19 protein-coding genes are annotated in these 22790 nt (G+C 71.1%); 13 read left to right on the top strand and 6 right to left on the bottom strand.

Annotated elements, in window-relative coordinates; translation table 11 throughout:
• A partial coding sequence (locus AC1D1T_RS17065; RefSeq protein WP_477992193.1) for a TraB/GumN family protein occupies positions 1–872 on the top strand: 872 nt, incomplete at its 5' end.
• On the opposite strand, the gene AC1D1T_RS17060 is transcribed toward AC1D1T_RS17065, so the two are convergent.
• Entirely contained in the window at positions 873–2693 is a 1821-nt protein-coding gene (locus AC1D1T_RS17060) for a S8 family peptidase (RefSeq protein WP_465110401.1), read from the bottom strand. It abuts the gene before it with no gap.
• A gap of 230 nt (positions 2694–2923) precedes the next feature.
• On the opposite strand from AC1D1T_RS17060, the gene AC1D1T_RS17055 reads away from it, so the two are divergent.
• From AC1D1T_RS17055 to AC1D1T_RS17025, 7 genes are all read left to right on the top strand, one after another.
• Positions 2924–3619, top strand: coding sequence for a PhaM family polyhydroxyalkanoate granule multifunctional regulatory protein (locus AC1D1T_RS17055; protein WP_477825249.1), 696 nt, complete (start codon positions 2924–2926; stop codon positions 3617–3619).
• 13 nt (positions 3620–3632) lie between these two features.
• A complete protein-coding gene (locus AC1D1T_RS17050) occupies positions 3633–4862 on the top strand; it encodes an FIST signal transduction protein (RefSeq protein WP_477839495.1) in 1230 nt (409 codons plus the stop codon).
• The gene (locus AC1D1T_RS17045; protein WP_477825247.1) at positions 4859–5413 is read left to right on the top strand and encodes a GNAT family N-acetyltransferase; all 555 of its coding nucleotides are present in this window, start codon (positions 4859–4861) and stop codon (positions 5411–5413) included. Before AC1D1T_RS17050 ends, AC1D1T_RS17045 begins: the two co-directional genes overlap by 4 nt.
• 55 nt (positions 5414–5468) lie before the next feature.
• A complete protein-coding gene (locus tag AC1D1T_RS17040; RefSeq protein WP_477839493.1) occupies positions 5469–6986 on the top strand; it encodes an FAD-linked oxidase C-terminal domain-containing protein in 1518 nt (505 codons plus the stop codon).
• A gap of 7 nt (positions 6987–6993) precedes the next feature.
• Entirely contained in the window at positions 6994–8085 is a 1092-nt protein-coding gene (glcE, locus tag AC1D1T_RS17035; protein ID WP_477825399.1) for a glycolate oxidase subunit GlcE, read from the top strand.
• Between the two features lie 3 nt (positions 8086–8088).
• Entirely contained in the window at positions 8089–9336 is a 1248-nt protein-coding gene (gene glcF, locus AC1D1T_RS17030) for a glycolate oxidase subunit GlcF (protein ID WP_047509726.1), read from the top strand.
• A 125-nt stretch (positions 9337–9461) separates the two neighbouring features.
• Positions 9462–9665 carry a CsbD family protein gene (locus AC1D1T_RS17025; RefSeq protein WP_047509724.1) on the top strand — a complete coding sequence of 68 codons (204 nt, stop codon included), beginning with the start codon at positions 9462–9464 and terminating at the stop codon, positions 9663–9665.
• Between the two features lie 216 nt (positions 9666–9881).
• On the opposite strand, the gene AC1D1T_RS17020 is transcribed toward AC1D1T_RS17025, so the two are convergent.
• Genes AC1D1T_RS17020 through AC1D1T_RS17010 form a run of 3 tightly spaced genes read right to left on the bottom strand, consistent with a single transcriptional unit; the run spans position 9882 to position 14943 of the window.
• Positions 9882–10895: a DMT family transporter gene (locus tag AC1D1T_RS17020; protein ID WP_477825400.1), complete on the bottom strand. Its 1014-nt coding sequence runs from the start codon at positions 10893–10895 to the stop codon at positions 9882–9884.
• 56 nt (positions 10896–10951) lie between these two features.
• A complete protein-coding gene (locus tag AC1D1T_RS17015) occupies positions 10952–12268 on the bottom strand; it encodes an alpha/beta hydrolase family protein (protein ID WP_477825401.1) in 1317 nt (438 codons plus the stop codon).
• A gap of 2 nt (positions 12269–12270) precedes the next feature.
• Positions 12271–14943, bottom strand: coding sequence for a tannase/feruloyl esterase family alpha/beta hydrolase (locus AC1D1T_RS17010; RefSeq protein ID WP_477825402.1), 2673 nt, complete (start codon positions 14941–14943; stop codon positions 12271–12273).
• A gap of 132 nt (positions 14944–15075) precedes the next feature.
• Between AC1D1T_RS17010 and AC1D1T_RS17005 the strand changes: the two genes are divergently transcribed.
• From AC1D1T_RS17005 to AC1D1T_RS16990, 4 genes are all read left to right on the top strand, one after another.
• Positions 15076–16005: a LysR substrate-binding domain-containing protein gene (locus tag AC1D1T_RS17005; RefSeq protein ID WP_477839487.1), complete on the top strand. Its 930-nt coding sequence runs from the start codon at positions 15076–15078 to the stop codon at positions 16003–16005.
• Positions 16002–16979: a Bug family tripartite tricarboxylate transporter substrate binding protein gene (locus tag AC1D1T_RS17000; RefSeq protein ID WP_477825404.1), complete on the top strand. Its 978-nt coding sequence runs from the start codon at positions 16002–16004 to the stop codon at positions 16977–16979. Before AC1D1T_RS17005 ends, AC1D1T_RS17000 begins: the two co-directional genes overlap by 4 nt.
• Before the next feature lie 90 nt (positions 16980–17069).
• Positions 17070–17795 (top strand): esterase, encoded by a 726-nt coding sequence (gene ypfH, locus AC1D1T_RS16995; RefSeq protein WP_477825405.1) that lies wholly within the window; start codon positions 17070–17072, stop codon positions 17793–17795.
• A gap of 170 nt (positions 17796–17965) precedes the next feature.
• Entirely contained in the window at positions 17966–18796 is an 831-nt protein-coding gene (locus AC1D1T_RS16990; RefSeq protein ID WP_465110390.1) for an outer envelope protein, read from the top strand.
• 7 nt (positions 18797–18803) lie between these two features.
• Here AC1D1T_RS16990 and AC1D1T_RS16985 read toward each other — a convergent pair whose 3' ends face one another.
• The gene (locus AC1D1T_RS16985; protein WP_477843526.1) at positions 18804–20525 is read right to left on the bottom strand and encodes a M14 family metallopeptidase; all 1722 of its coding nucleotides are present in this window, start codon (positions 20523–20525) and stop codon (positions 18804–18806) included.
• 122 nt (positions 20526–20647) lie between these two features.
• Here AC1D1T_RS16985 and AC1D1T_RS16980 point away from each other — a divergent pair, with 122 nt between their 5' ends.
• Positions 20648–21673, top strand: coding sequence for an RNA methyltransferase (locus AC1D1T_RS16980; RefSeq protein ID WP_477992192.1), 1026 nt, complete (start codon positions 20648–20650; stop codon positions 21671–21673).
• Positions 21674–21678: 5 nt separating this feature from the next.
• On the opposite strand, the gene AC1D1T_RS16975 is transcribed toward AC1D1T_RS16980, so the two are convergent.
• On the bottom strand, positions 21679–22790 hold a 1112-nt coding region (locus AC1D1T_RS16975), incomplete at its 5' end, for a thiamine pyrophosphate-dependent enzyme (RefSeq protein ID WP_477992191.1).

Here is a 22790-nt window from a genome sequence, read left to right as displayed (position 1 = left end):
AGGCCGCCGCGCAGCAGGCGCGTGCGCTGAGGGCGCAGTCCGATCCCGGCGGCTCGCGCGACCGCGGCTTCCTGTGGCGCCTCAGCAAGGGCGGTCACGACTCATGGCTGTACGGCACGATGCACGTCGCGCGGCCCGACTGGGTGATCCCGGGCCCGGCGGTCGCCGCCGCGCTGCGCGAGAGCCAGCGCATCGCGCTCGAACTCGACATCACCGACGCCGACATCGCGCGCCGGCTCGGTGCCGCGCAAGCCCCCAGTGGCGGCGAGCCGCTGCCCGCGGCGCTGGAGCAACGCCTGCAGGGCCAGGCGCGCGCCGCCTGCATCCCCGACGCGATCAGCCGCTCGCTGAGCCCGGTGCTGCTGGCGCTGAACCTGGCCGTCACGGCCGGCCGCGCCGACGGGCTGGACCCGGCCTATGGCATCGACGCCTTCATCGCGCTGCTCGGCCACCAGCTGGGCAAGCAGGTCGATTCGCTGGAGACGCCGGAGATGCAGCTCGACATGCTGACCGGCGGCACGCCCGAGGAGCGCGTCGAGATGATCGACCGCACGCTGGCCGACCTCGAGAAGGGCCAGACGCGGCGCATGCTCAAGCGCATCGCCGACGTGTGGTCGGGCAGCAAGCTCGACGAGCTGGAGCGCTATGCGAGCTGGTGCGACTGCATGAAGACGGCCGACGACCGGCGCGACATGAAGCGCATGCTCGACGAGCGCAACCCGGCGATGGCCGAGCAGGTCGCGGCCTGGCACGAGGGCGGCGAACGGGTGTTCGCCGCCGTCGGCAGCCTGCACATGATCGGGCCGCAGGGCCTCCCGGCCCTGCTGAAGGCCCGCGGCTACCGCGTCGAGCGCATCGTCTTCAAGCGCTGATCAGTTGATGCCCAGCGTGTACTTGCCGTTGGTGGCGCCGGTGCCGCCGCTGTAGTACAGCACGCGCACGTAGTACGTCACCGCGCTCGCGCCGCTGTTGGTCACCGAGGCCGAGTCGACCAGGCCGGTGCTCTTCTCGCTCTTCGCGAGCTGCGTGCCGCTGGCGTTGTAGATGTACAGGTCGTAGTCGGAGCTGCTGTTCGGCGTCAGCGTCGCGGTCAGCGAACTGCCGCTCGCCACCGTCACCTTGAAGTAGTCGGTGTCGGAGCTGCTGGCGACCGTGCCGGACACCAGCGAGTTCTTGTTCACCGCCTGCGCCGTCGCGATGGTGTTGTTCGACTCGGTGTCCGTCACCGGCGTCGGCGGTGTCGTCGTGCCGCCACCGGCTGCATCGACCGCCGCGTTGGCATCCACCAGGCCCGCGCCGCACTGCGAGCAGGTGGCAGGGAAGGCCCGCGACGACGACTTCAGCAGCGTCTCCACCTGGTCCGGCGTCAGCGACGGGTTCTTCGCCAGCATCAGCGCCACCACGCCCACCACGTGCGGCGTCGCCATCGACGTGCCCTGGTAGTAGTCGTAGCTGTCGGCGCCCGGCGTCGTCGCGCCCGAGTTCAGCGTCGACAGGATGCCGTTCGCCGCACTCGAGCGCACGTCGCCGCCCGGGGCCGCGACGTCGACGATGGCGCCGAAGTTCGAGTAGTAGGCACGCCCGCCGCTGCGGTTCGTGGCCGCCACGGTGATGACGCCGCTGCAACTCGCCGGCGAGAAGCCGGAGGCGTTGGCATTGCTGTTGCCGGCCGCCACCACCACCACCGTCCCGCGGCTGCGGGCCGAGGTGATGGCGTTCTGCGAGGTGGTGTCGCACGCGCCGCTGCCGCCCAGCGACATGTTGATCACGCGCGCCGGGTTGGCATTCGCCGGCACGCCGCTCACCGTGCCGCCCGAGGCCCAGATGATGGCCGCCGCGATGTCCGAGGTGTAGCCGCCGCACTTGCCCAGCACGCGCGCCGGCACGACCTTGGCGTTGAACGCCACGCCCGCCACGCCGCTGCCGTTGTTGGTGACCGCCGCGATGGTGCCGGCCACGTGCGTGCCGTGCCAGCTGCTCGATTCGGCCGTGCTGCCGGTGCCGCATTCGCCGGCGGTGATCCAGTCGCCCGGATCCTTCGCATCGCTGTCGCGCCCGCCGCCGTCGTTGGCGGTGGCCGTGTCGGCAATGAAGTCGTAGCCGGGCAGGATGTTCGCCGCCAGGTCGGCGTGCGGCCGGTAGCCGGTGTCGATCACCGACACGACGACGCCGGTGCCGGTGGACTTGTCCCACGCGTCCGGCAGCCTCAGGCCGGCCGTGGCTTCGAAGTACTGCCATTGCTGGCCGTACTGCGTGTCGTTCGGCACGAACAACGCATGCAGGATGCGGTCGGGCTCGGCGTACTCGACGTTCGGGTCGGACGCCGCGATGTCACGTGCGATCTGGGCGACGTCGGCCTGCGGCAGCCGGCGGTCGAACTTCATCACGTGCGTGTCGAGCGCGCCGATGCGCAACAGCTGCATCTGCACGCCGGCGCGCAGCGCGACATCCTGCGCGCTGCGGTGCAGCACGCTGCGTTCGGTGGTGGAGGCCGTGGACGCGGCGCCGGCTGCGCCGCTGCGGTACTTGATGATCAGCCGGTCGGTGGGGGTCGGTACGTCGGCCTGGGGTACTGCGGTGATGCTCTGGGCCGCCGCTGCTGCCGACAGGACGCCGGCATGGGCCGAGAGCGCGGTAGCGCCCGTCAGGACCAGCAGGGCTGACAACACCCTGCGCAGAGAGATTCGATGCATGGATCGCTTTGTCATGTCTCATTCCCTTGTGAGGTTGGAAGCAAAAGCGCCGACAGTCAGCGGCGCGCCCTCAGGGTCGGGCACAAGCGGGGGTCGCGTCAACGCCGCTCGTCCTTCACCTGCAAGAGTTTTCAGGTAGGGGGGTGCTAGGGGTTGCGTGTGTGTGCGGCCCGTGCAAGGCGTGCACAATCGGCTGTCCAAAAGACAACAGCTGCCCACAAGGAGACACCATGGCCGAGGCCCCGAACTTCACGAAGCTGGTGCCCGGTTTCGACTTCCTGCAGGGGCTCGTGAAGAACGCCGGCGCCGCGCTGCCGAACATCGGCCAGTGGGTCGCGCCGACGCTGAACCCCGAGGAGCTCGAGAAGCGCATCGAGGAGCTGCGCACCGTGCAGTTCTGGCTCGAGCAGAACGCCCGCATGCTGGGCGCGACGATCCAGGCCCTCGAGGTGCAGCGCATGACGCTGTCGACGCTGAAGACGATGAACGTGCAGATGGAAGACCTGCGCGATTCGCTGACGGCCAGGCCCGCGGCCACCCCTGCTGCAGAACCAGCAGCCGACCCCGCGCCGGCGCGCAAGCCGGACGCGAAGGCCCGCTCGAAAAACGACACCGCCGCGGCCAACCCCGCCGCCGTCGACCCGATGCAATGGTGGGGCGCCCTCACCAAGCAGTTCACCGAGCTCGCCGCCACCGCGATGAAGGACAGCGCGTCGGATGCGGCGCGCAACCTGGCCGGCGCGCTGGTCAAGCAATCGGTCGACGCCGCCGGGCAGACGCTGAAGCGCGCGGCGACGATGCCGGGCGAGGTGGCGATCAAGACGGTGCGGACGGCCAGGGCGGTGGCCAAGACGGCCGCCAAGACAGCGGCAAACACCGCAGCCAACACCGCAGCCGCCCGCAAGCGTGCCGCGCCGCGCCGCTGAGGAGCCCGCCGCGATGAAGCTGTTCGCCCACGCCCACGCGACCCACCCCGACTGGCGCATGGCGCTCGCGCTGTCGGCCGCGCAGATCGACGCGCAACGTGCCGACCCGGGCGGTGCGCACATCAGCGAGCCGACGCTCGGCTGGGTCTACCTCAGCGACCACTACGCGCCACATGCCACCGAGCTGCTGGCCGAGCTGCGCCAGCGCTGGCCGGGCGTGGCCTGGGTCGGCGCGGTGGGCGTCGGCATCGCGGCCAACGGCGTCGAGTACTTCGACGAGCCGGCGCTCGCGCTGATGCTGTCGGACCTGCCGCGCGAGCAGTTCCGCGTGTTCTCGGGGGCGGCACCGCTGCATGGTGATGCGGGCTTCGCGCCCAACTCTGCGCAGGTCCATGCCGACCCGGGCGCCACCGACCTGGCCGAGCTGATCACCGAGATGAGCGACCGCACCGCCACCGGCTACCTGTTCGGTGGCCTCGCGTCGGCGCGCACGCAGGCGCTGCACATCGCCGACGGCGTGTTCGACGGCGGCCTGTCCGGCGTCGCGTTCAGCCGTGAGGTGAGCCTGGTCTCGCGCGTGACGCAGGGCTGCCAGCCGGTCGGCCCGGCACGCCGCATCACGCAGGGCGAGCGCAACGTGGTCGCGCAGCTCGACGACGAGCCGGCGCTCGACTGCCTGCTGCGCGACCTGAAGATCGACGGCGACGAACCGCGCGAGGCGCTGCCGCGGCTGCGCCAGACGCTGGTCGGCCTGAGCGACCCGCGCGACGACCTGATGGCGCGGCCCGGCCAGTTCGGCACCGACACGCGGGTGCGCCACCTGGTCGGCATCGACCCGCAGCAGCGCGGCGTCGCGGTCAGCGACCAGGTCGAACCCGGCATGCACCTGGCGTTCTGCACCCGCAGCACCGAGGCGGCGCGGCGCGACCTGGTGCGCATCTGCAGCGAGATCCGCGAGGAGCTGGAACCCGAGACGATGCCGCGCGAGACCGCGCTCGCGCTGCAGCAGGGGCCCGACGGCAGCTCGGCCCCGCATGCGGCGCGCCGCATGGCCGGTGCGGTCTACGTGAGCTGCGCCGGCCGCGGCGGCCCGCATTTCGGCGCGCCGTCGGCCGAGCTCGCCATCGTGCGGCGCGCGCTCGGCGACGTGCCGCTGGTCGGCTTCTTCGCCGCCGGCGAGATCGCGCGCCACCACCTCTACGGCTACACCGGTGTGCTGACGGTGTTCACGACCGCCGCATGAGCCTTCATGCACCGGTCACGCTGCGTGCAGGGCGTGTCACGCTGCGGCCCTGGCGTGACGACGACCTCGCCCCCTTCGCCGCGATGAACGCCGACCCGCAGGTGATGCGGCATTTCCTCGCGCCGCTGACGCGCGAGCAGAGCGATGCCTTCGCGGCACGTGCGCGGCTGCACATCGAGCAGTTCGGGCACGGGCTGTGGGCGCTGGAAGTGCCGGGCCTGCCGTTTGCCGGCTTCGTCGGGCTCTCTGCGGTGCCGTTCGAGCTTCCGGTGCCAGGCATCGCGCCGGATCCCCGGGAGATCGGTTGGCGGCTGGTGCGCGCGGCCTGGGGACAGGGCTTCGCCAGCGAGGCCGCCCGTCTCGTGCTCGATCATGCGTGGCAGGTGATGCGCCTGCCGCAGGTGGTCTCGTTCACGGCGCTGGACAACCAGCCGTCGCGCCGGGTCATGGAACGCATCGGCCTGGCGCAGCGCGCGCAGTTCGATCACCCGCGCATCGCCGCCGGCCACCCGCTGCGCGCGCATGTGCTGTACGCGGCCGAAGCGCCATGAGCACGCGCTACAGTCGTGGGCTCGTCGAACAGGCCGATGTGGGAGACCTGACCCCGTGAATGCCCTTCTTCCGGTCCACGCGACCGGTGCCGGTGCGCCCAGCGCCGACGAACGCGCGCAACGCCGCGCGCAGGTCGTCGCTGAACTGTCCCCGCTGCTGCCGGCGCATGCGCTGCTGTCGCGCGGCGAAGACACCGTGCCGTACGAATGCGACGGCCTCACCGCCTACCGCCAGCAGCCGCTGGTGGTGGCCCTGCCCGAGACCGAGGACCAGGTCGCCGCGGTGCTGCGCGCCTGCGACCGGCTCGGCGTGCCGGTGGTCGCGCGCGGCGCCGGCACCGGCCTGAGCGGCGGCGCGCTGCCGCATGCGCTGGGCGTCACGCTGAGCCTGGCCAAGTTCAACCGCATCCTGAAGGTCGACGTGCTGGCACGCACCGCCACCGTGCAGTGCGGCGTGCGCAACCTCGCGATCAGCGAGGCGGCCGCCCCCTACGGGCTGTACTACGCGCCCGACCCGAGCAGCCAGATCGCCTGCACCATCGGCGGCAACGTGGCCGAGAACTCCGGCGGCGTGCACTGCCTGAAGTACGGGCTGACGATCCACAACGTGCTGCGCGTGCGCGGCTTCACCGCGCAGGGCGAGGCGGTGGAGTTCGGCTCCGAGGCGCTCGACGCCGCCGGGCTCGACCTGATGTCGGTGCTGGTCGGCAGCGAGGGCATGCTCGCGGTCGTCACCGAGGTCACCGTGAAGCTGGTGCCCAAGCCGCTGCTCGCGCGCTGCATCATGGCGAGCTTCGACGACATCCGGCAGGCCGGCGACGCGGTCGCCAACGTGATCGCCGCCGGCATCATCCCGGCCGGGCTCGAGATGATGGACAAGCCGATGACGGCCGCCGTCGAGGATTTCGTGCACGCCGGCTACGACCTGAACGCCCAGGCCATCCTGCTGTGCGAGAGCGACGGCACGCCCGAAGAGGTGGCCGAGGAGATCGGCCGCATGCTCGACGTGCTGGCCGGCAGCGGCGCGGCACGCATGGAGGTCAGCAAGGACGAGGCGCAGCGGCTGCGCTTCTGGAGCGGCCGCAAGAACGCCTTCCCGGCGAGCGGGCGCATCAGCCCCGACTACATGTGCATGGATTCGACGATCCCGCGCAAGCGGCTGGCCGACATCCTGCTCGCGATCGGCGAGATGGAGAAGAAGTACGGGCTGCGTTGCGCCAACGTGTTCCATGCCGGCGACGGCAACCTGCACCCGCTGATCCTGTTCGACGCGAACGACCCCGACCAGCTGCACCGCTGCGAGCTGTTCGGCGCCGACATCCTCGAGACCAGCGTCGCGATGGGCGGCTCGGTGACCGGCGAGCACGGCGTGGGCGTCGAGAAGCTGTCGTCGATGTGCGTGCAGTTCTCCGATGCCGAGCGCGAGCAGATGCTGGCCGTCAAGCATGCGTTCGATCCGGCCGGGCTGCTGAACCCCGGCAAGGTGATCCCGACGCTGGTGCGCTGCGCGGAGTACGGCCGCATGCACGTGAAGCGCGGGCTGCTGCCGTTCGCCGACATTCCCCGCTTCTGATGTCCTGATGACCCACGACCCCGCACTGCAGATCCTCGTCGACAAGGTCGAAGCCGCCCGCGCCGCCGGTGCGCAACTGCGCATCCGCGGCGGCGGCACCAAGGACTTCTACGGCGAGCCGCCGCAGGGCGAGATCCTCGACACCACGGTGCTCGAAGGCATCTCCAGCTACGAACCGACCGAGCTCGTCGTCACCGCGCGCTGCGGCACCTCGCTCGCGACGCTCGAGGCCGCGCTCGCGGAGAAGAACCAGTACCTGCCGTTCGAGCCACCGCACTTCGGGCCGGGCAGCACCGTCGGCGGCATGGTGGCGGCCGGCTTGTCGGGCCCGCCGCGCGCGGCGGTCGGCGCGGTGCGCGACTACGTGCTCGGCGCGACGCTGCTGAACGGGCGCGCCGAGGTGCTCAGCTTCGGCGGCCAGGTGATGAAGAACGTCGCCGGCTACGACGTCTCGCGGCTGCTCGCCGGCTCGCTCGGCACGCTGGGCGTGATCCTCGAGGTCTCGCTGAAGGTGCTGCCGCTCGCACCGGCCACCGCCACCGTGCGCTTCGAGCTGGCGCAGATCAGCGCGATGCAGAAGATCAACGAATGGACCGGCCTGCCGCTGCCGATCAATGCCAGCGCCTGGTGGGACGGCATGCTCGTCGTGCGGCTGCGCGGCGCGCTCGCGGCGGTGCAGTCGGCGCTCGCCGCGCTCGGCGGCGACGTGATCGAGCCGACGCAGGCGATCACGTTCTGGCGCGGCCTGCGCAACCAGACCGACGAGTACTTCGAGAAGGCGCGCGCGGCGGTGGAGCACGGCGGCGCACTGTGGCGGCTGTCGGTGCCGCCGACCGCGCCGCCGCTGGCCGTGTCGGGCGAGCAGCTGATCGAATGGGGCGGCGCGCAGCGCTGGCTGTGCACCGCGCTGCCGGCGGCGCTGGTGCGCGATGCGGCGACGCTGGTCGGCGGCCATGCGACGCTGTTCATGTCGAACGACAAGTCGGCCGGCGCGTTCGCGCCGCTGCGCACGCCGCTCGACCGCATCCACCGCGAGCTGAAGAAGTCCTTCGACCCGCAGGGCGTGTTCAATCCCGGCCGCCTCTACCCGGATCTTTGATCGATGCAAACCAGGTTGTCCTCCGAGTTCAAGGGAACGCCCGACGGCGACGCCGCCGAGGCGATCCTGCGCAAGTGCGTGCACTGCGGCTTCTGCACCGCGACCTGCCCGACCTACCAGCTGCTCGGCGACGAGCTCGACGGCCCGCGCGGACGCATCTACCTGATGAAGCAGGTGCTCGAGGGCGAGCCGGTCACGCGCAGCACGCAGCAGCACCTGGACCGCTGCCTGACCTGCCGCAACTGCGAGAGCACCTGCCCGTCGGGCGTGCAGTACGGCGAGCTGGTCGAGATCGGCCGCAAGCTGGTCGACGCGCGCGTCGAGCGCCCGCGCGGCGAACGCGCGGTGCGCTGGCTGCTGAAGGAGGGGCTGACCTCGCCGCTGTTCGCGCCGGCGCTGAAGCTCGGCCAGGCAGTGCGGCCGCTGCTGCCGTCGACGCTGCGCAACAAGGTGCCGCCCCGAGCAGGCGCGGCGGCGCACCGCTGGCCGACGCGCCAGCACCCGCGCAAGATGCTGCTGCTGATGGGCTGCGTGCAACCGGCGATGGCGCCCAACATCAACAGCGCGACCGCGCGCGTGCTCGACGCGGCCGGCATCCAGACGGTGGTGGCCGACGAGGCCGGCTGCTGCGGCGCGATCCGCACCCACCTGGGCGACATCGACGGCGGGCTCGACGACATGCGCCGCAACATCGACGCCTGGTGGCCGCAGGTGGTGTCGAACCAGGTCGAGGCGATCGTGATGAACGCGTCCGGCTGCGGCGTGACGGTGAAGGACTACGGCCATGCGCTCGCCCGCGACCCGGCCTATGCCGAGAAGGCCCGGCGCATCGCCGAGTTGACCTGCGACCTCAGCGAGCTGCTGCCCGAGCTGGTGCCGCGGCTGAAGCCGCGCATGAAACTGCGCGACGGCAAGGCCGGGCTGCGCTCGCTCGCCTTCCACCCGCCGTGCACGCTGCAGCACGGCCAGCAGCTGCGCGGCGGTGTCGAGACTCATCTGACAACGCTCGGCTTCGAGGTGCGCGTCGCGGCCAGCGAGAGCCACCTGTGCTGCGGCTCGGCCGGTACCTACTCGGTGCTGCAACCGGAGCTCGCGTACCAGCTGCGCGACCGCAAGCTCGGCCACCTCGACGCGCTGCAGCCGCAGGCGATCATTTCGGCCAACGTGGGCTGCATCCAGCACCTGCAGAGCGGTACGGCGATCCCGGTGCGCCACTGGATCGAGGTGCTCGACGAGGCGCTGGCCGCCTGACCCCACAGAAACGGACGGATTTGTCCGACATCGAACGCGGCCACGTCCGACAGACCTGCCCCGCATCGACGCCGACACTGTGTTCACCGCAGCGCACACCGTGCTGCCTTGAACAAGGAGTCACCATGAACAAGGACCAGGTCAAGGGCCGCGTCGAAGACGTCAAGGGCAAGATCAAGGAAACCACCGGCAAGGTCGTGGGCAACGACCGCCTGCGCTCCGAAGGCGTCGCCGACCAGGTGGCCGGCAAGTCGCAAGCCGCGTACGGCGATGCGAAGAAGAAGGTCGCCGATGTCGCGAAGGACATCGGCAAGCGCATCGACGATTGATCGCCCGATCGATCTCGCATCACCGCTCCCGGCCCGGGCCGCGCACGGCGCGACCGGGCTGCTTCAACTTCAATGCCGACTGATCATGAACATCGAAACCCTGCAAGCCGCCGAGCGCGTCAGCGCCTGGTACCGCAACCGCCGCCTGGTCGCCACCGTGGCGTCGCATGTCGTCACCGACGCGGCCAACGATGACGCGCCGGGCGAAGAAGCCCCTCAGGGGTGCAGCTCCGAGGTCAGCGCGACCGGCGTCGCCGCCTTGCTGCGCAGTGCCCACAGCACGCCGGCCACCAGCAAAGCCACGCCCGCCAAGGTCTCGGCCTGAGGCCAGCTGCGGCGCAGCACGAACGCATAGGCCAGCGCCGACAGCGTCTCGAACACGATCAACTGCCCCGCCAGGGCCGTCGGCAAGCGCTGGCTGGCCTCGTTCCAGCACAGCGTGCCGAGCCATGAGGCGAACAGGCCGATCGCAAACATCAGCGCGATGAAATCGCCGGGGCGCGGGCCGAAGGGCATCGCGAAGCCCCCGCCCGCTGCATCACCCTGCAGCGCCATCCACAGCCACGTGCCTGCATACCCGACCGCGGCGAGCGGCAGCGTCGCCAGGCCCTGTGCCGTCGCCCAGCTGCGCGGGCTGCGGTCCGGGTGGGCGCGCAGCCAGTCGGCATTGCGCAACGGGTACCAGGTCCAGCAGACGACGGCGCCGACCGCCAGCACGGCACCCCAGGCATAGCGGCCCAGGTCGGCCTGCGGATCGGCGCGCAGGTGCCCGATCTCGACGTGGTTGACGAGCCCGATGCCCGCGCCGATCAGCAGCAGCGACGGCAGCAGCCGCGCCCAGGCGATCGGCTCGCCGCCGGCACCCTCGCCACGTCGACCCCGCAGGTTGGCGCAGATCGCGATCACGACCGGCAGCGTGCCGATGATCATCGTCGGCAGCGGCCCGCCGGCGCGTTGGATCGCGCTCGCGAGGAACAGGTAGTAGACGACGTTGCCGATCGCCGCGAGCTTCAGCGCCTCGATCCAGTCGGCGCGGGTCAGCTGCGACAGTCGCGCACGGTCGAGCCAGCCGAGCGGCAGCGCGATCAGCCCGAAGGCCAGGTAGCGGCCGAAGGATTGCAGCGCGGCCGGGTACTCCGGCAGCATCAGCGGGCCGACGAACACGAGGCCCCACATCAGGCCGGCGGCAAGGGCGAACAGGGTTCCGGTGAGCAGGGCGGGAGGCGTCATCGGCGCAGTGTCGCGCCTCGGCGGCCGGCGGTCTTGTACGAGATTGCCGTCGGCCTTCAGGGCACCCGTTCCGGCACCCGCGACGACAGCGGTGCAGGGCGGTACTCCGGCCGGAACTTGCAGCCACCGCCGAAGCGCGCCTCGTTGGCCGTGCACAGCTTCGCGACGCCCTCCGGACTCGGCCGCTCGCCGTCGTCGACCCAGCGCAGCAGCGCCGTCAGCAGCGCCGGGTACTCCGGGTCGCCCAGGTAGCTGTGGTCGGCCTCGTCGCTGAAGGTCTGCACCAGCCACGACGACGCACCGGCCGCCTCGACGATCTCGCGGTACGCACTCTCCAGCTCGACGAAGGCAGTAGGGTCATGGATGGCGTGCAGCGTCAGCACCGGCAGCTTCAGCCGGCCGGTGGGGCGGCTGTCGGCCGCGAGCGCCGCCACCGCCTGCGGGTCGGCGGCGTAGCGCAGCACCTGCTTGTTCAGCGCGGCATCGTCGCCCGAACCGCTGTAGACGACCTTCGCGTTGCCGAACGGGTTGCGGGCGCCCAGGCGCTTCTGCGTCAGGTCCTGGAACAGCCAGGTGCCCCACTGCAGGTGGCCGAGCAGGCTGCGCTCGGGGATGTGCACCACCGACAGGATGGTGTGCAGCCGCGCCGCCTGCTCCGGCGAACGCTGCGCGGCCGGCAGGCCGACGCCGGTGCACTCCTTGACGCGCTCGGCCAGTTCGGCACGCGTCAGCTTCGAATCGAGCGGCAGGCCCTGCCACAGCGGGTAGGCCGGCTCATCAGGCTTCGGGTGGTTGTGGCAGACCTGCTGGTAGACCACGCGCAGGTCGAGCCGGAAGTCGTAGGCGTTGTTGCCGCCGCCCAGCACGCCGCTGGTGAGCAGCACGCCGTCGTAGGCCGGCGGCCCGTAGAGCTCGGCCGCCTTCGCTGCCACGCCGGCACCGTAGCTCTGCCCATGCAGCACGGTGCGGCGCGGCTTGCCGAAGCGCTCGATGAACAGCCGGCGCAGCCGCTCGGTGTCTTCAGCCGCCATCGTGACGCCGTAGCCGCCGCGCCGGTAGCTGGAGCCGGCCCAGGCATAGCCGGCCTTCACCATCACGGCCCAGCGCTGCAGGTCTTCGGCGCTGCGCGCGAGCGACGGCGTGCCGACCTCCGGCCCGCCGTGCGCATGCACGACCAGCACCTGGTTCCAGTCGGCGGGCATCGCGATCCAATACAGCGCGCCCTCCGCATCGCGGCCGTTGTAGCAGTGCGCGTCGGCCGCCACGCCTTCGGGACAAGGCGCCGCCTGCGGCTCGGCGCGCGCGATCGGCATCACCGCGGCCAGCGACGCGGCGAGGGCCCAGGCCCGCCAGCGTCCCGAGGCATTCTTCATCATCAGTTCCTGATCCCGAGTTGGTAGACCGCGCCGGCGCCGGTCGACACATAGCCCAGCACGCCGGCATTGAACACGAAATTGCCCGCGGCGGCACCGCTGCTCTGCGCGACGCCCAGCACCGGCGCGTCGTAGGCCAGCGTGCCGGTGTTGCTGCCCAGCGTCAGGCTTGTGCCCGACACCACCGCAGCGGCCTGGCTGCCGTCGCTCGCGGCGAGCGCGAAGTGCCCGTCGGCGCTGCCGGCGGCCAGCGGCGTCTGCGGTGCGTACAAACGCAGGCCGTGCGCGCCGGACGGGTCGCGCACCAGGAACAGCGGCACCGTGGTCGCACCGACCTGGCCGAACACGACCGAGCCCGACAGCGTGCCGCCGGTGGTGGTGGCGCCGCCGGTCGGCGAGGTGGTGAACACGTCGAATGCGTTGCGCGTGCCGTTGTAGGTGACGTAGCCCTTCGCGGTCGACGTGCAGGCGGCGTCGTAGGTCATGAAGCGCCCGCTGGCCGGATCCTGGCAGTGCTGGAAGGTGCCGGCATTGCGCACCCGCGACGACGCGGCGTAGGCCGTCGCGACGCCGTCGGCGCCGTATTGCACGCCGGCCACGTCGAAGATGTTGGCGATCGGGTTGAACACCGTCGGCGTCGCCGCGTTCTGGAAGGTGCTCTGGAACGCGATCAGGCCGATCGACGTGCCGCCGGTCGGCGCCGCGACGCCGCCCTGCAGCAGGCCACCGGCGCCGAACGTGAAGTCGGCCCCGTTCTCGCCGCTCGAGAACACGCAGTTGCCCTTCGGCAGCAACGCGCCGCTGCGCTGCGTGCCGGCTGCGCGTTGCCCGCTGGCGTCGATCGTGATCGTGTAGGCCATCGCCGCCGGGTCGAGCGCGACGCTGAGTTCCTCGCCGAACAGGTTGCCGCCCTTGTAGGTGATCGCCGAGGCCGGCAGGTTGGGGCAGGCGAGCGGATCGGCCGCCTCCTGCACGCAGCTGTAGTTGGACGCGGCGTCCTGGCTGCCGCTGCCCTTGTACTTCGGCCATGCCGGGAAGCGGCACAGCGGGCGCGTGCGGCCGGCGGTCGCGGCGACGGTGTCGGTCACGACGCCGGTCTCAGGTGCCACGCCCTTCTCGACCCACGTCTCCAGCGCCGCCAGCGAATCCCAGCTCGGGAGGAAGACCCCCGTGCCGTGCCCCATGCCCGGCACCGTGTAGAAGCGGATGCCTTGCTCGGTGGCCGCATCGCCGACGCTGCTCTTCACGCGGCCGTAGTACTCGATCGTCGAGTTGTTGCTGATCACCTCGTCGGCCAGGCCGTGCAGCAGGATCAGCCGGCCGCCGTGCGCGAGGAACGGCGACAGGTCGGCATCGAGCGCGTCGGTCAATGCCGAGACCGCGGAGATGCGCGCGGCCCAGGCGCCGCCCGTGACCGGGTCGAGCGTCAGCGTGTCGAAGCCGGCATCGCGGGTGACGAAGTACTTCGCCCACTGGTCGCCGGTGACGTAGACGTTGGCATCGGCGGTGGTGGCCGGGTTGCCCGGCACCGGGCGCGTGCCGAGATCGCGCGAGGTGGAGGGGCCGGCGACCAGCGTGCCTTCGAGGATGTTGTAGCCGCCGGCGCGCGTGACGCCCTTCGCCAGCGTGTAGCCGTTCAGTTCGAGCGGCGACTCGATCGTGCGAATGGTCGTCAGCTGGGCATCGGACAGGCAGCTGTCGCCGCCGTCGGTGCCGCCGGCGCAGCGCAGCGTCGCAAGGATCTGCGGGTTCAGCTTCCGGCAGCTCTCGACATTGCTGACGATGCCGTCGGCGGCGCCGTCGAGCTTGTCGCAAGCGGCCAGCACGGTCTTCTGCACCAGCAGCGTCTTCGCGAGGTTGACCCAGCCGGCGCCGCCGTTCGCATACAGCGCGCGCCCGACGGCCACGTTCGACAGCCGCGTGCCGCTGTAGTTGAGCGCCGGCTCGTTGGCGACCACGCCGTCGTAGTCGGCCGGCCAGCGCTGGATGTGCAGCAGCGCATCGCGCCCGCCGGTGGAGGTGCCGAGGAAGTACGCCTTGTCGGGCGCCGCGCCGTAGCGCGTCTTCACCAGCAGCATCGCGACGTCGTGCGTCTTCTTCAGCGACTGGCCGCCGTAGTTGGCGAGCGATTCGTCGTTGGCGGCGAACGTGCCGTCGGTGATGCTGCTGCTCTGGTGGCCGCCGTCGTCGCCGAAGGTCGCATAGCCGAGCGCGAGCGGCGCCGGCTTGCCGGCGGGGCCGAAGCGCAGCGGCTCGGTGCCGTCGATCAGCGTGCCGTTGAAGCCGCCGCCGCCGAAGTGGATGGCCTTGTGGTTCCACTGCGCCGGCAGGTTGACGGCGAAGGTGATGGCCGGCGCCTGCGGGTCGACCGGGGCGATGGTGCCGCGCACGCGGCAGTAGTCGCCGAGCGTGTTGCCGGCGTCGGTGGCGGCGACCAAAGTGGCGCTGGTCACGCTGGCGCCTTGCGTCGGCAGGCCGATCTGCGCGGCCGTGAACGTCAGGCCGGCGAGGTCCGCGCACGCGGTGCCGGTGGCGACCGGCGGACCCTCGGGCGCAGGGGTGCCGTCATCGCCGCCACCGCCGCAAGCGGCGAGTAGCGCGGACAGCGCGAGGATGGAAAAGAAGGGACGGATGCGTTGCACGACGCGTCCGTCCAGGCGGCGGCCAGGGCCCATGGGTTTGTCTCCGGTCTGAGGCCTCGAGGGCCTTCTGGTTGAACAGCGCCGCGACGATAGGCGCGTGCCTGATCTGCGGTCAAATAAAATCAGCAGGCCATTCCGATACGAAAAACATATGGAGATGACGCCATGGAGATGAGACAGCTCCGCTATTTCGCGGCCGTCGCGCAGACCGGCCACATGACGCGTGCGGCCGAGCAGCTGGGCATCCAGCAGCCGCCGCTGAGCCAGCAGATCCATGCGCTGGAGCGCGAGCTGGGGCTGTCGCTGTTCCGCCGCCATCCGCGCGGCATGGCGCTCACCGATGCGGGGCGGCAGTTCCAGGTCGAGGCCACGCGCATGCTGCAGGGCATGGAGACGATGACGCAGCGCATGGCGCGCGTCGCGCAGGGGCAGGAGGGAACGCTCGCGATCGGCTTCACCAGCTCGGCCGCGGCGCACCGCTTCATGCCCGAGCTGCTGCGCGCGTTCCGGCGCCTGCACCCGCAAGTGGAGCTGCAGCTGCGCGAGGAGAACGCCGCCGAGCTGACCGAGGCGCTGTCGGCCGGCCGGCTGCACTGCGCGCTGCTGCGGGTGCCGGTCGCGCGGCCCGAGGGCCTGCAGTTCGAGACGCTGCTGCGCGAGCCGGTGATGGCCGCGATGCCGAGCGACCATGCGTTCGCGGCGGCGTCGAAGCGCAGTGGTGCGGCCGCGCGACCTCTGACGTTGGCGCAGCTGTGCAGCGAGGGATTGATCCTGGTGCGCCGGCCCGGTGCGCCCGGGCTGTATGCCGAGCTGCTCGCGCTGTGCCATGCGAAGGGCCTGCGGCCGCGCATCGTCGCCGAGGTCGACCGGATGATGACGAACCTGAACCTGGTGGCGGCTGGCGCGGGGCTGTCGGTGGTGCCGGCCTCGATGACCGGCGCGCATCCGCATGCGATCGCTTATCGACGGCTGGCGGGCAGCGGGTCGCTCGATGCACCGCTGACGCTGGTGTCGCGCAACGATGAGGACAACCTGCCGGCGCAGCGCTTCACGGCCTTGGCGCGCGAGCTGGCATCGAAGCAGGTGAAGGCATGAACGCGACCCGTCGACAGATCGTGCGCGCCGCGCTGGCGTGGCCTGTCATGGCCGCCGCTGCGCCAGCGGGTGCTCCGTGGCCGAACCGGGCGGTGCACCTGATCGTGGTCTACCCGCCAGGCGGCGTCAGCGATGCGATGGCGCGCACGCTGGCCGAGCCGCTGGCGCAAGCGCTGGGCGTGCCGGTGGTCGTCGAGAACCGGGGCGGTGCCGGCGGCGCGCTGGGCATGGAGGTGCTGTCACGCGCCGTGCCGGATGGTTGCACGCTCGCGTTCTCGGCCATCTCGCCGCTGACGCTGCAACCGCTGCTGGCCGGCGGCCCGCGCGACCTGCTGGGCAGCGTGGTGCCGGTGGCCGGCGTGATGAACACACCGGTGCTGGTGGCCGGCACGCCGGCGTTCACCGGCCACAGTTTTGCGGACCTGATCGCGCAGGCGCGCGCGCATCCCGGGCAGGTTCGCTGGGCCACGTCGGGCATCGCGACCAGCGGCCACATGGTGCTCGCGCAGACGCGGCTGCAAAGCGGCGTCGACATCACGCATGTGCCGTACCAGGGCGGCGGGCCGCAGATCAACGATGCGCTCGGCGGGCAGTTCGAGATCCTGTCGACCAACGTCGCGTCGGCGCAGCTGCAGTTGCTGGCGGCCGGGCGGCTGAAGGCGCTGGCGGTCGGCGCGCCGTCGCGGCTCGATGCCTTGCCGGAGGTGCCGACGCTGGCGGAGCTGGGCTATCCGCAGGCCAACATCGGCTCGCTGTTCGGCGTGTTCGCGCCGGCCGGCACGCCGGCGGCGGTGGTGGCCCGGCTGAACGCCGAGATCGGCCGGTTGCTGGCGAGCGATGTTGTGGCATCGCGGCTGCGTGAATCGCACAACCTGCCGGCGGGAGGGACGCAGCAGGCGTTCGTGCAGCAGATCGCGGCGGAGCGGCGGAGGAATCAGGTGCTGGTGAAGCGGTCGGGGGGGTTGCTGGACTGAGGCCCACGCGCGTTGAACGCTGCGTTCAAACCCCTTGCTCGGCACCAGGGCGCCACCACATCACACTCCCACGTTGACCGGAGAAGACCCATGCCTGCCACCGCCCTCGCCCACCTGCCCGCCGACGGTTCGCCCGAGCTGCTGTTCCTGCTGTTCCACGGCGTCGGTGCCAATGCCTCGCACATGGCGCCGCTCGCGCAGCGGCTGGTCGCCGAGTACCCGAAGGCGGCCGTGGTCTGCCTCGATGCGCCGCATCCGTTCGACGGCGGGCAATCGGGCGGGGGCGGCGGCAGCGGCTGGCAGTGGTTCTCGATCCAGGGCATCACCGAAGACAACCGCCCGCAGCGCGTCGCCGAGGCCTTGCCGCGCTTCATCGCGACGGTGCGCAGCGTGCAGCAGCAGCTGAACATGTCGTGGCCGTGCACCGCGCTGGCCGGCTTCTCGCAGGGCGCGATCATGGCGCTCGAGGCCGTGCAGGCCGAGCCGGCGCTGGCCGGCCGCGTGCTGGCCTTCAGCGGCCGCCATGCCACCGCGCCCGGGCACGCCCCCGAGGACACCACCGTGCACCTGTTCCACGGCATGGCCGACCGCGTGCTGCCCTGCGGCCCGGCGATCGATTCGGCCGAACGCCTGCTCGCGCTCGGCGGCGACGTGACCGCCGACGTGCTGCCCGGCATCGGCCACGAGCTGCACCCGGCGCTGCTCGACAAGGCGATCGAGCAGCTGCGCACCTTCCTGCCGAAGAAGGTGTGGCGCCAGGCGATGAGCGAGGCGCCGATCCTGCCGCGCAGCGCGTCGAGCGACGAACTGGGCTGATCCGCCGCACAGGACGGTGGGCGCCGGGAGGCCCCATCGATGGCATGGGGTTTGCTGACTTGCATACAAGCCGGTACCCATCGGGATCGCATGCGCCAAGCCGGGGCATGCGTCGAGACGGTGCCGGCTTGTTCCGCCGCATCACCAACCCCATCCCGAAGGATTCCCCCATGCGTACACGAACCCTGTCGAAGGTCGCGGCCTGTGCCGCGCTGGCCGCCTGCGCTGCCGCCGCCCATGCCGCCGAGTGGAGCGACGCCTTCATCGGCTTCACCTATGGCAACAAGTTCAAGGAACCCGGCAGCGACGCGGACGTGAAGAAGAAGGTCGCGACGCTGCAATACGTGGGCGGCTACAAGTACGGCGTCAACTTCTTCTCGATCGACATGCTGGCCTCCGACGAGAACAACCCGGCCAACAATAGCGACCGCGGCGCGCACGAGGTGTATGCCACCTACAGCAACACCGTGAGCTTCGGCAAGGTCAGCGGCAAGCCGATGAAGTTCGGCCCGATCCGCGATGTCGGCTTCCAGTTCGGCTTCGATTTCAACTCGAAGAACGATGCCTTCGGCGCCGGCCTCACGAAGTACATCGCCGGCCCGAAGGTGGAGTTCGACGTGCCCGGCCTGCTGACGCTCGGGCTGCTGTACTACAAGGAGAACAACAACAACTCGATCGCCGGCACGCACGTGAACTTCGATGCGGCGCCGCGCCTCGCGACGGTGTGGAGCTTCGACTTCAACGCCGGGCTGCCGGCGGTGTTCAAGGGCTGGGGCACCTGGACCGGCGAGAAGGGCAAGGACGGCTTCGGCGGCGACACCGCGGCCGAGACCTGGACCGAGATGGGCCTGCTGTGGGACGTGGGCTCGGCCGCCGGCACGCCGAAGACCTTCTATGCGGGCCTCGGCTACCAGTACATCAAGAACAAGTTCGGCAACCCGTCATCGCTGGCGGGCACCAAGGTGTCGGCGCCTTCGCTGAAGGCCGAGTACCACTTCTAGCCGCAGCTCAGTCGAGCACGACCTCGGTCTTGACCGCCCCGGCGCGGTCCGCGCGTGCGCTGAGTGCCAGCCGCGTGCCCTTCGGCGCGCGCACCACCCACTCCGCCACCGCGCGGTCGGCCGTCACCTCGCGCGTCGGCAGGAAGGCCTGCAGCGTGCTCTTCGGCCCGTGGCCCTCGAGCTGCGGGCCTTCGATGCGCTCCTTGCCGCTGACCAGCGACACCGTCGCATCGCCCGGCGGCAGGTGGATCTCGAACATCGTGCCGCGCACCGTCTTGCGCGCCAGCGCCCGCTTGCTCACGTAGGCGGGCAGGTAGCCGCTGTTGCACACCGCCAGGCGCACGCGCCAGGTGTCGGGGCCGAGCGCGCGCACCTCGGTGCGCAGCAGCTCCAGCTTGGGCAGGCTCAGCGCGATCTGGTCCATCCACGCCGGGAAGCGCGCCGCCTCGCGCTCGCGCAGCGCCGGCGGCGGGTTGCGCCAGAAGTTCATCTTGTCCCAGCCACCGATCTCCACCGGCCCGAGCTGCGGGTGGTGGAAGGGCTTCCACTCGACGTGGGCCTGGCCGCCGCACTGCTCGTCGCTCCACTTCAGCAGCTTCAGGTCGTCTTCCACCGGGTGGTCGCGGAACCAGTCGATCCACTTGTAGCCGCTGATGCCGGCCTCCTTGTTCGGCGACCACAGCTCCACCACCCAGAACAGCGCGCCCAGGTGCTCGTACACCCAGTCCTGCGTGCCGGTGATGACCTCCTTCGGGTGGTACTTGAAGTCGTGCCAGATGCTGATGGCGGGGTAGCCCGTGAGCTTCTCGCCGATCGCGCTGAAGCGCTTGTACGACCACAGGTCCTCCGGGATCATGTCGTCGTCGCTCTGCGTGCCCATCGGCCGCAGGATCACGCCGCTGTGCGTGTGGTAGCTGATGGCCGCGCCGATGTTCGGGTGCTTCAGGATGAACTCGACCATCGCCCGCACCTCGGGCTCGCTGGCCGGGTACGGGCCGGCGCCGACCTGCTCGAACTCCTGCCGCCAGGCAGAAGGGAAGTTGCGGTTCAGGTCCAACCCCTCCTGGTCGCGGTTCACGTTGACGGTCAGCCCGTCGTAGTTCTTCAGCAGGCCCTCGGGCATCAGCCGGTAGTACTCGCCGCCGAACTCGCCGGGCTCGCGCGGCACCATCAGCCGCTCGTCCTGCGGGCACTTCTTGTAGGTGCCGTGCGGGTCGGGGATGCGCATCGTCAGCATGCGGCCATCGCCATCCACGTCTTCGAGCGTCAGGCCCTCGACCGGCTCCTCGTCGTACGGGTAGCTGCGCGTCGACGAACGGATGTGGCGCGGCCGGTCGGCCAGCGCGAGCTCGGCGCCGTCGGGGTTGATGCGCGGGCACAGGTAGATCACGCGGGTGTCGAGCAGCTGCGTGACCTGGCGGCCGATCTCGTCACCCTGGCCGTACTGCGTCACCAGGTGGTGCAGGTAGTACAGGCAGGTGGTGCTGGCCGTCAGCTCGGCGGCGTGGATGTTGCCGTCGGCCCAGAACGCGGGCTTGTCGGTGTCGGGGCCGGTCGCGGTGTTGGTGACGGTCGCGAGCCAGATGTCGCGGCCTTCGTGGCTCTTGCCGATCGACTGCACCTGCACCAGGCCGGGGTGCGCGGCGGCGTAGTCGAACAGCAGCTGGGTCAGGGCGTCGTACTTGTAGAAGATGTCGAAGCGGGGCGTGGGCGTGGCGGGCAACGTCATGGCGTACGTCTGGGCGGTGATGATGCGAAGCAGCGAGTGTCGCGCAAGGCGGGCTTCGGCGTCGGCCCTCGACGTGGCCCCGCCGTGGCCCGTTAGACTGTGGCGCCTCTTCGCCGTCTCCCATGCGCATCACCACCCTCCGCCAGCAGCTTCGCGAACTCGGCGCCAAGCCGGTCCACGAGGAACGCGTGCTGCGCCAGTGGTCGCGCGCGCTGCCGCAGGATGCCGGCAAGCGCCGTCCGGAGGATTTCCTGCCGCTCGCGCTGCGCGAGGCCCTGCCGGCGCTGGTGCAACAGCTCGACGGCCTGGCGCGCCTGCGCTCCGAGCACCCGGCCGACGACGGCTCGGCCCGCCTGCTGGTCGAGCTGCCCGATGGCCAGGCGGTCGAGAGCGTGCTGCTGCCGCGCGACGGCCTGTGCGTGTCGACCCAGGTCGGCTGCGCGGTGGGCTGCGTGTTCTGCGCGACCGGCCGCGACGGGCTGCTGCGCCAGGTCGGCAGCGCCGAGATCGTCGCGCAGGTCGCGCTGGCCCGCGCGCGCCGGCCGGTGAAGAAGGTCGTCTTCATGGGCATGGGCGAGCCGGCCCACAACCTCGACAACGTGATGGAGGCCATCGAGCTGCTCGGCACCGCCGGCGGCATCGGCCACAAGAGCCTGGTGTTCTCGACCGTCGGCGACCCGCGGGTGTTCGAGCGGCTGCCCGAAGGCCCGGTGAAGCCGGCGCTGGCACTGTCGCTGCACACCACCAAGGCGGCCTTGCGCGAGCAGCTGCTGCCGCGCGCGCCGCGCATCGCGCCCGATGAACTGGTCGAGCTCGGCGAACGCTATGCGCGCGCCAGCGGCTACCCGATCCAGTACCAGTGGACGCTGCTCGACGGCATCAACGACGGCGACGACGAGATCGACGGCATCGTGCGGCTGCTGCGCGGCAAGTACGCGATCATGAACATGATTCCGTACAACACCAACGAGGGGCTGGACTTCCGGCGGYCGAGCGCGGAGCGCGCCGAGGCCATCGCGCGCACGCTGCACGGCCGCGGCGTGCTGACGACGCTGCGGCAGTCGGCGGGGCAGGACGTGGAGGGCGGTTGCGGACAACTCCGGGCGCGTGCGCTGCCGGCGGGCAGCATTCCGATCCACGCCACCTGATCCTGCTATCCGAGCCGCACCTCGTCGTGCGCACAGCCGGCCGGGATCATCGGCCAGCAGTTCGCCTCGGGCGTCACGACCACGTCGAGGAAGAACGGGCCCGGGCTCGCGAGGCACTCGGCGAGCGCCTCGTCGAGTGCGCCGCGCTGATCCACGCGGCGCGCGCGCCAGCCGAAAGCCTTCGCGAGCGCGACGAAATCCGGCTGCACGTCGAGCGCGCTCTGGCTGGTGCGCCCACCGTGCACCAGCTGCTGCCACTGCCGCACCATGCCCATGTGGCCGTTGTTCAGCAGCACCACCTTGACCGGTGCGCCCGCCTGCACGGCCGTGGCCATCTCCTGGATGTTCATCAGGATCGACGCATCGCCGCTGACGCAAACCACCAGCCGGCCCGGGTGCGCGACCTGCGCGCCGATCGCCGCCGGCAGCCCGTAGCCCATCGTGCCGGCCCCGCCCGAGGTGAGCCAGCGCCGCGGCGCGTCGAAGCGCAGGTGCTGCGCGGCCCACATCTGGTGCTGGCCGACGTCGGTCGAGACGATCGCGTCGCGGCCGTCGAGCGCTGACTGCAGCCGCGCCAGCAGCGCCTGCGGCGCGATCTGGTGCGGCGTGTCGTCGAAGGCGAGCGAGCGTTGCGCGCGCCAGCCGTCGATGCGCGCCCACCACGCGTCGAGCCGCTGCGGGTCGAGCGGCTGCGGGCCGAGCATCTCCAGCAGCGACTGCAGCAGCCAGCCGCAATCGCCGACCAGCGGCACCTGCGTCTTCACGACCTTGTTGATCGAGGTCGGGTCGATATCGACGTGGATGAAGCGCGCCTCAGGGCAGAAGCCGTCGAGCCGCCCGGTGACGCGGTCGTCGAAGCGCGCGCCGACGCACACCACCAGGTCGGCGTCATGCATCGCGAGGTTGGCCTCCAGCGTGCCATGCATGCCCAGCATGCCGAGGAACTGCGGGCTCGATGCCGGGAAGGCGCCGAGGCCCATCAGCGTCAGCGTGCACGGCGCGTGGCAGCGGCGCACCAGCTCGGCGAACGCCGCGCACGCGGCGGGGCCGGCGTTGATCAGGCCCCCGCCGCCGTAGAACACCGGCCGCCGTGCCTCGCGCAGCGCGTCGACCGCGC

This window comes from Rhizobacter sp. P2_H3, from assembly GCF_056403355.1.
This window is presented reverse-complemented; position numbering and strand designations above follow the sequence as displayed.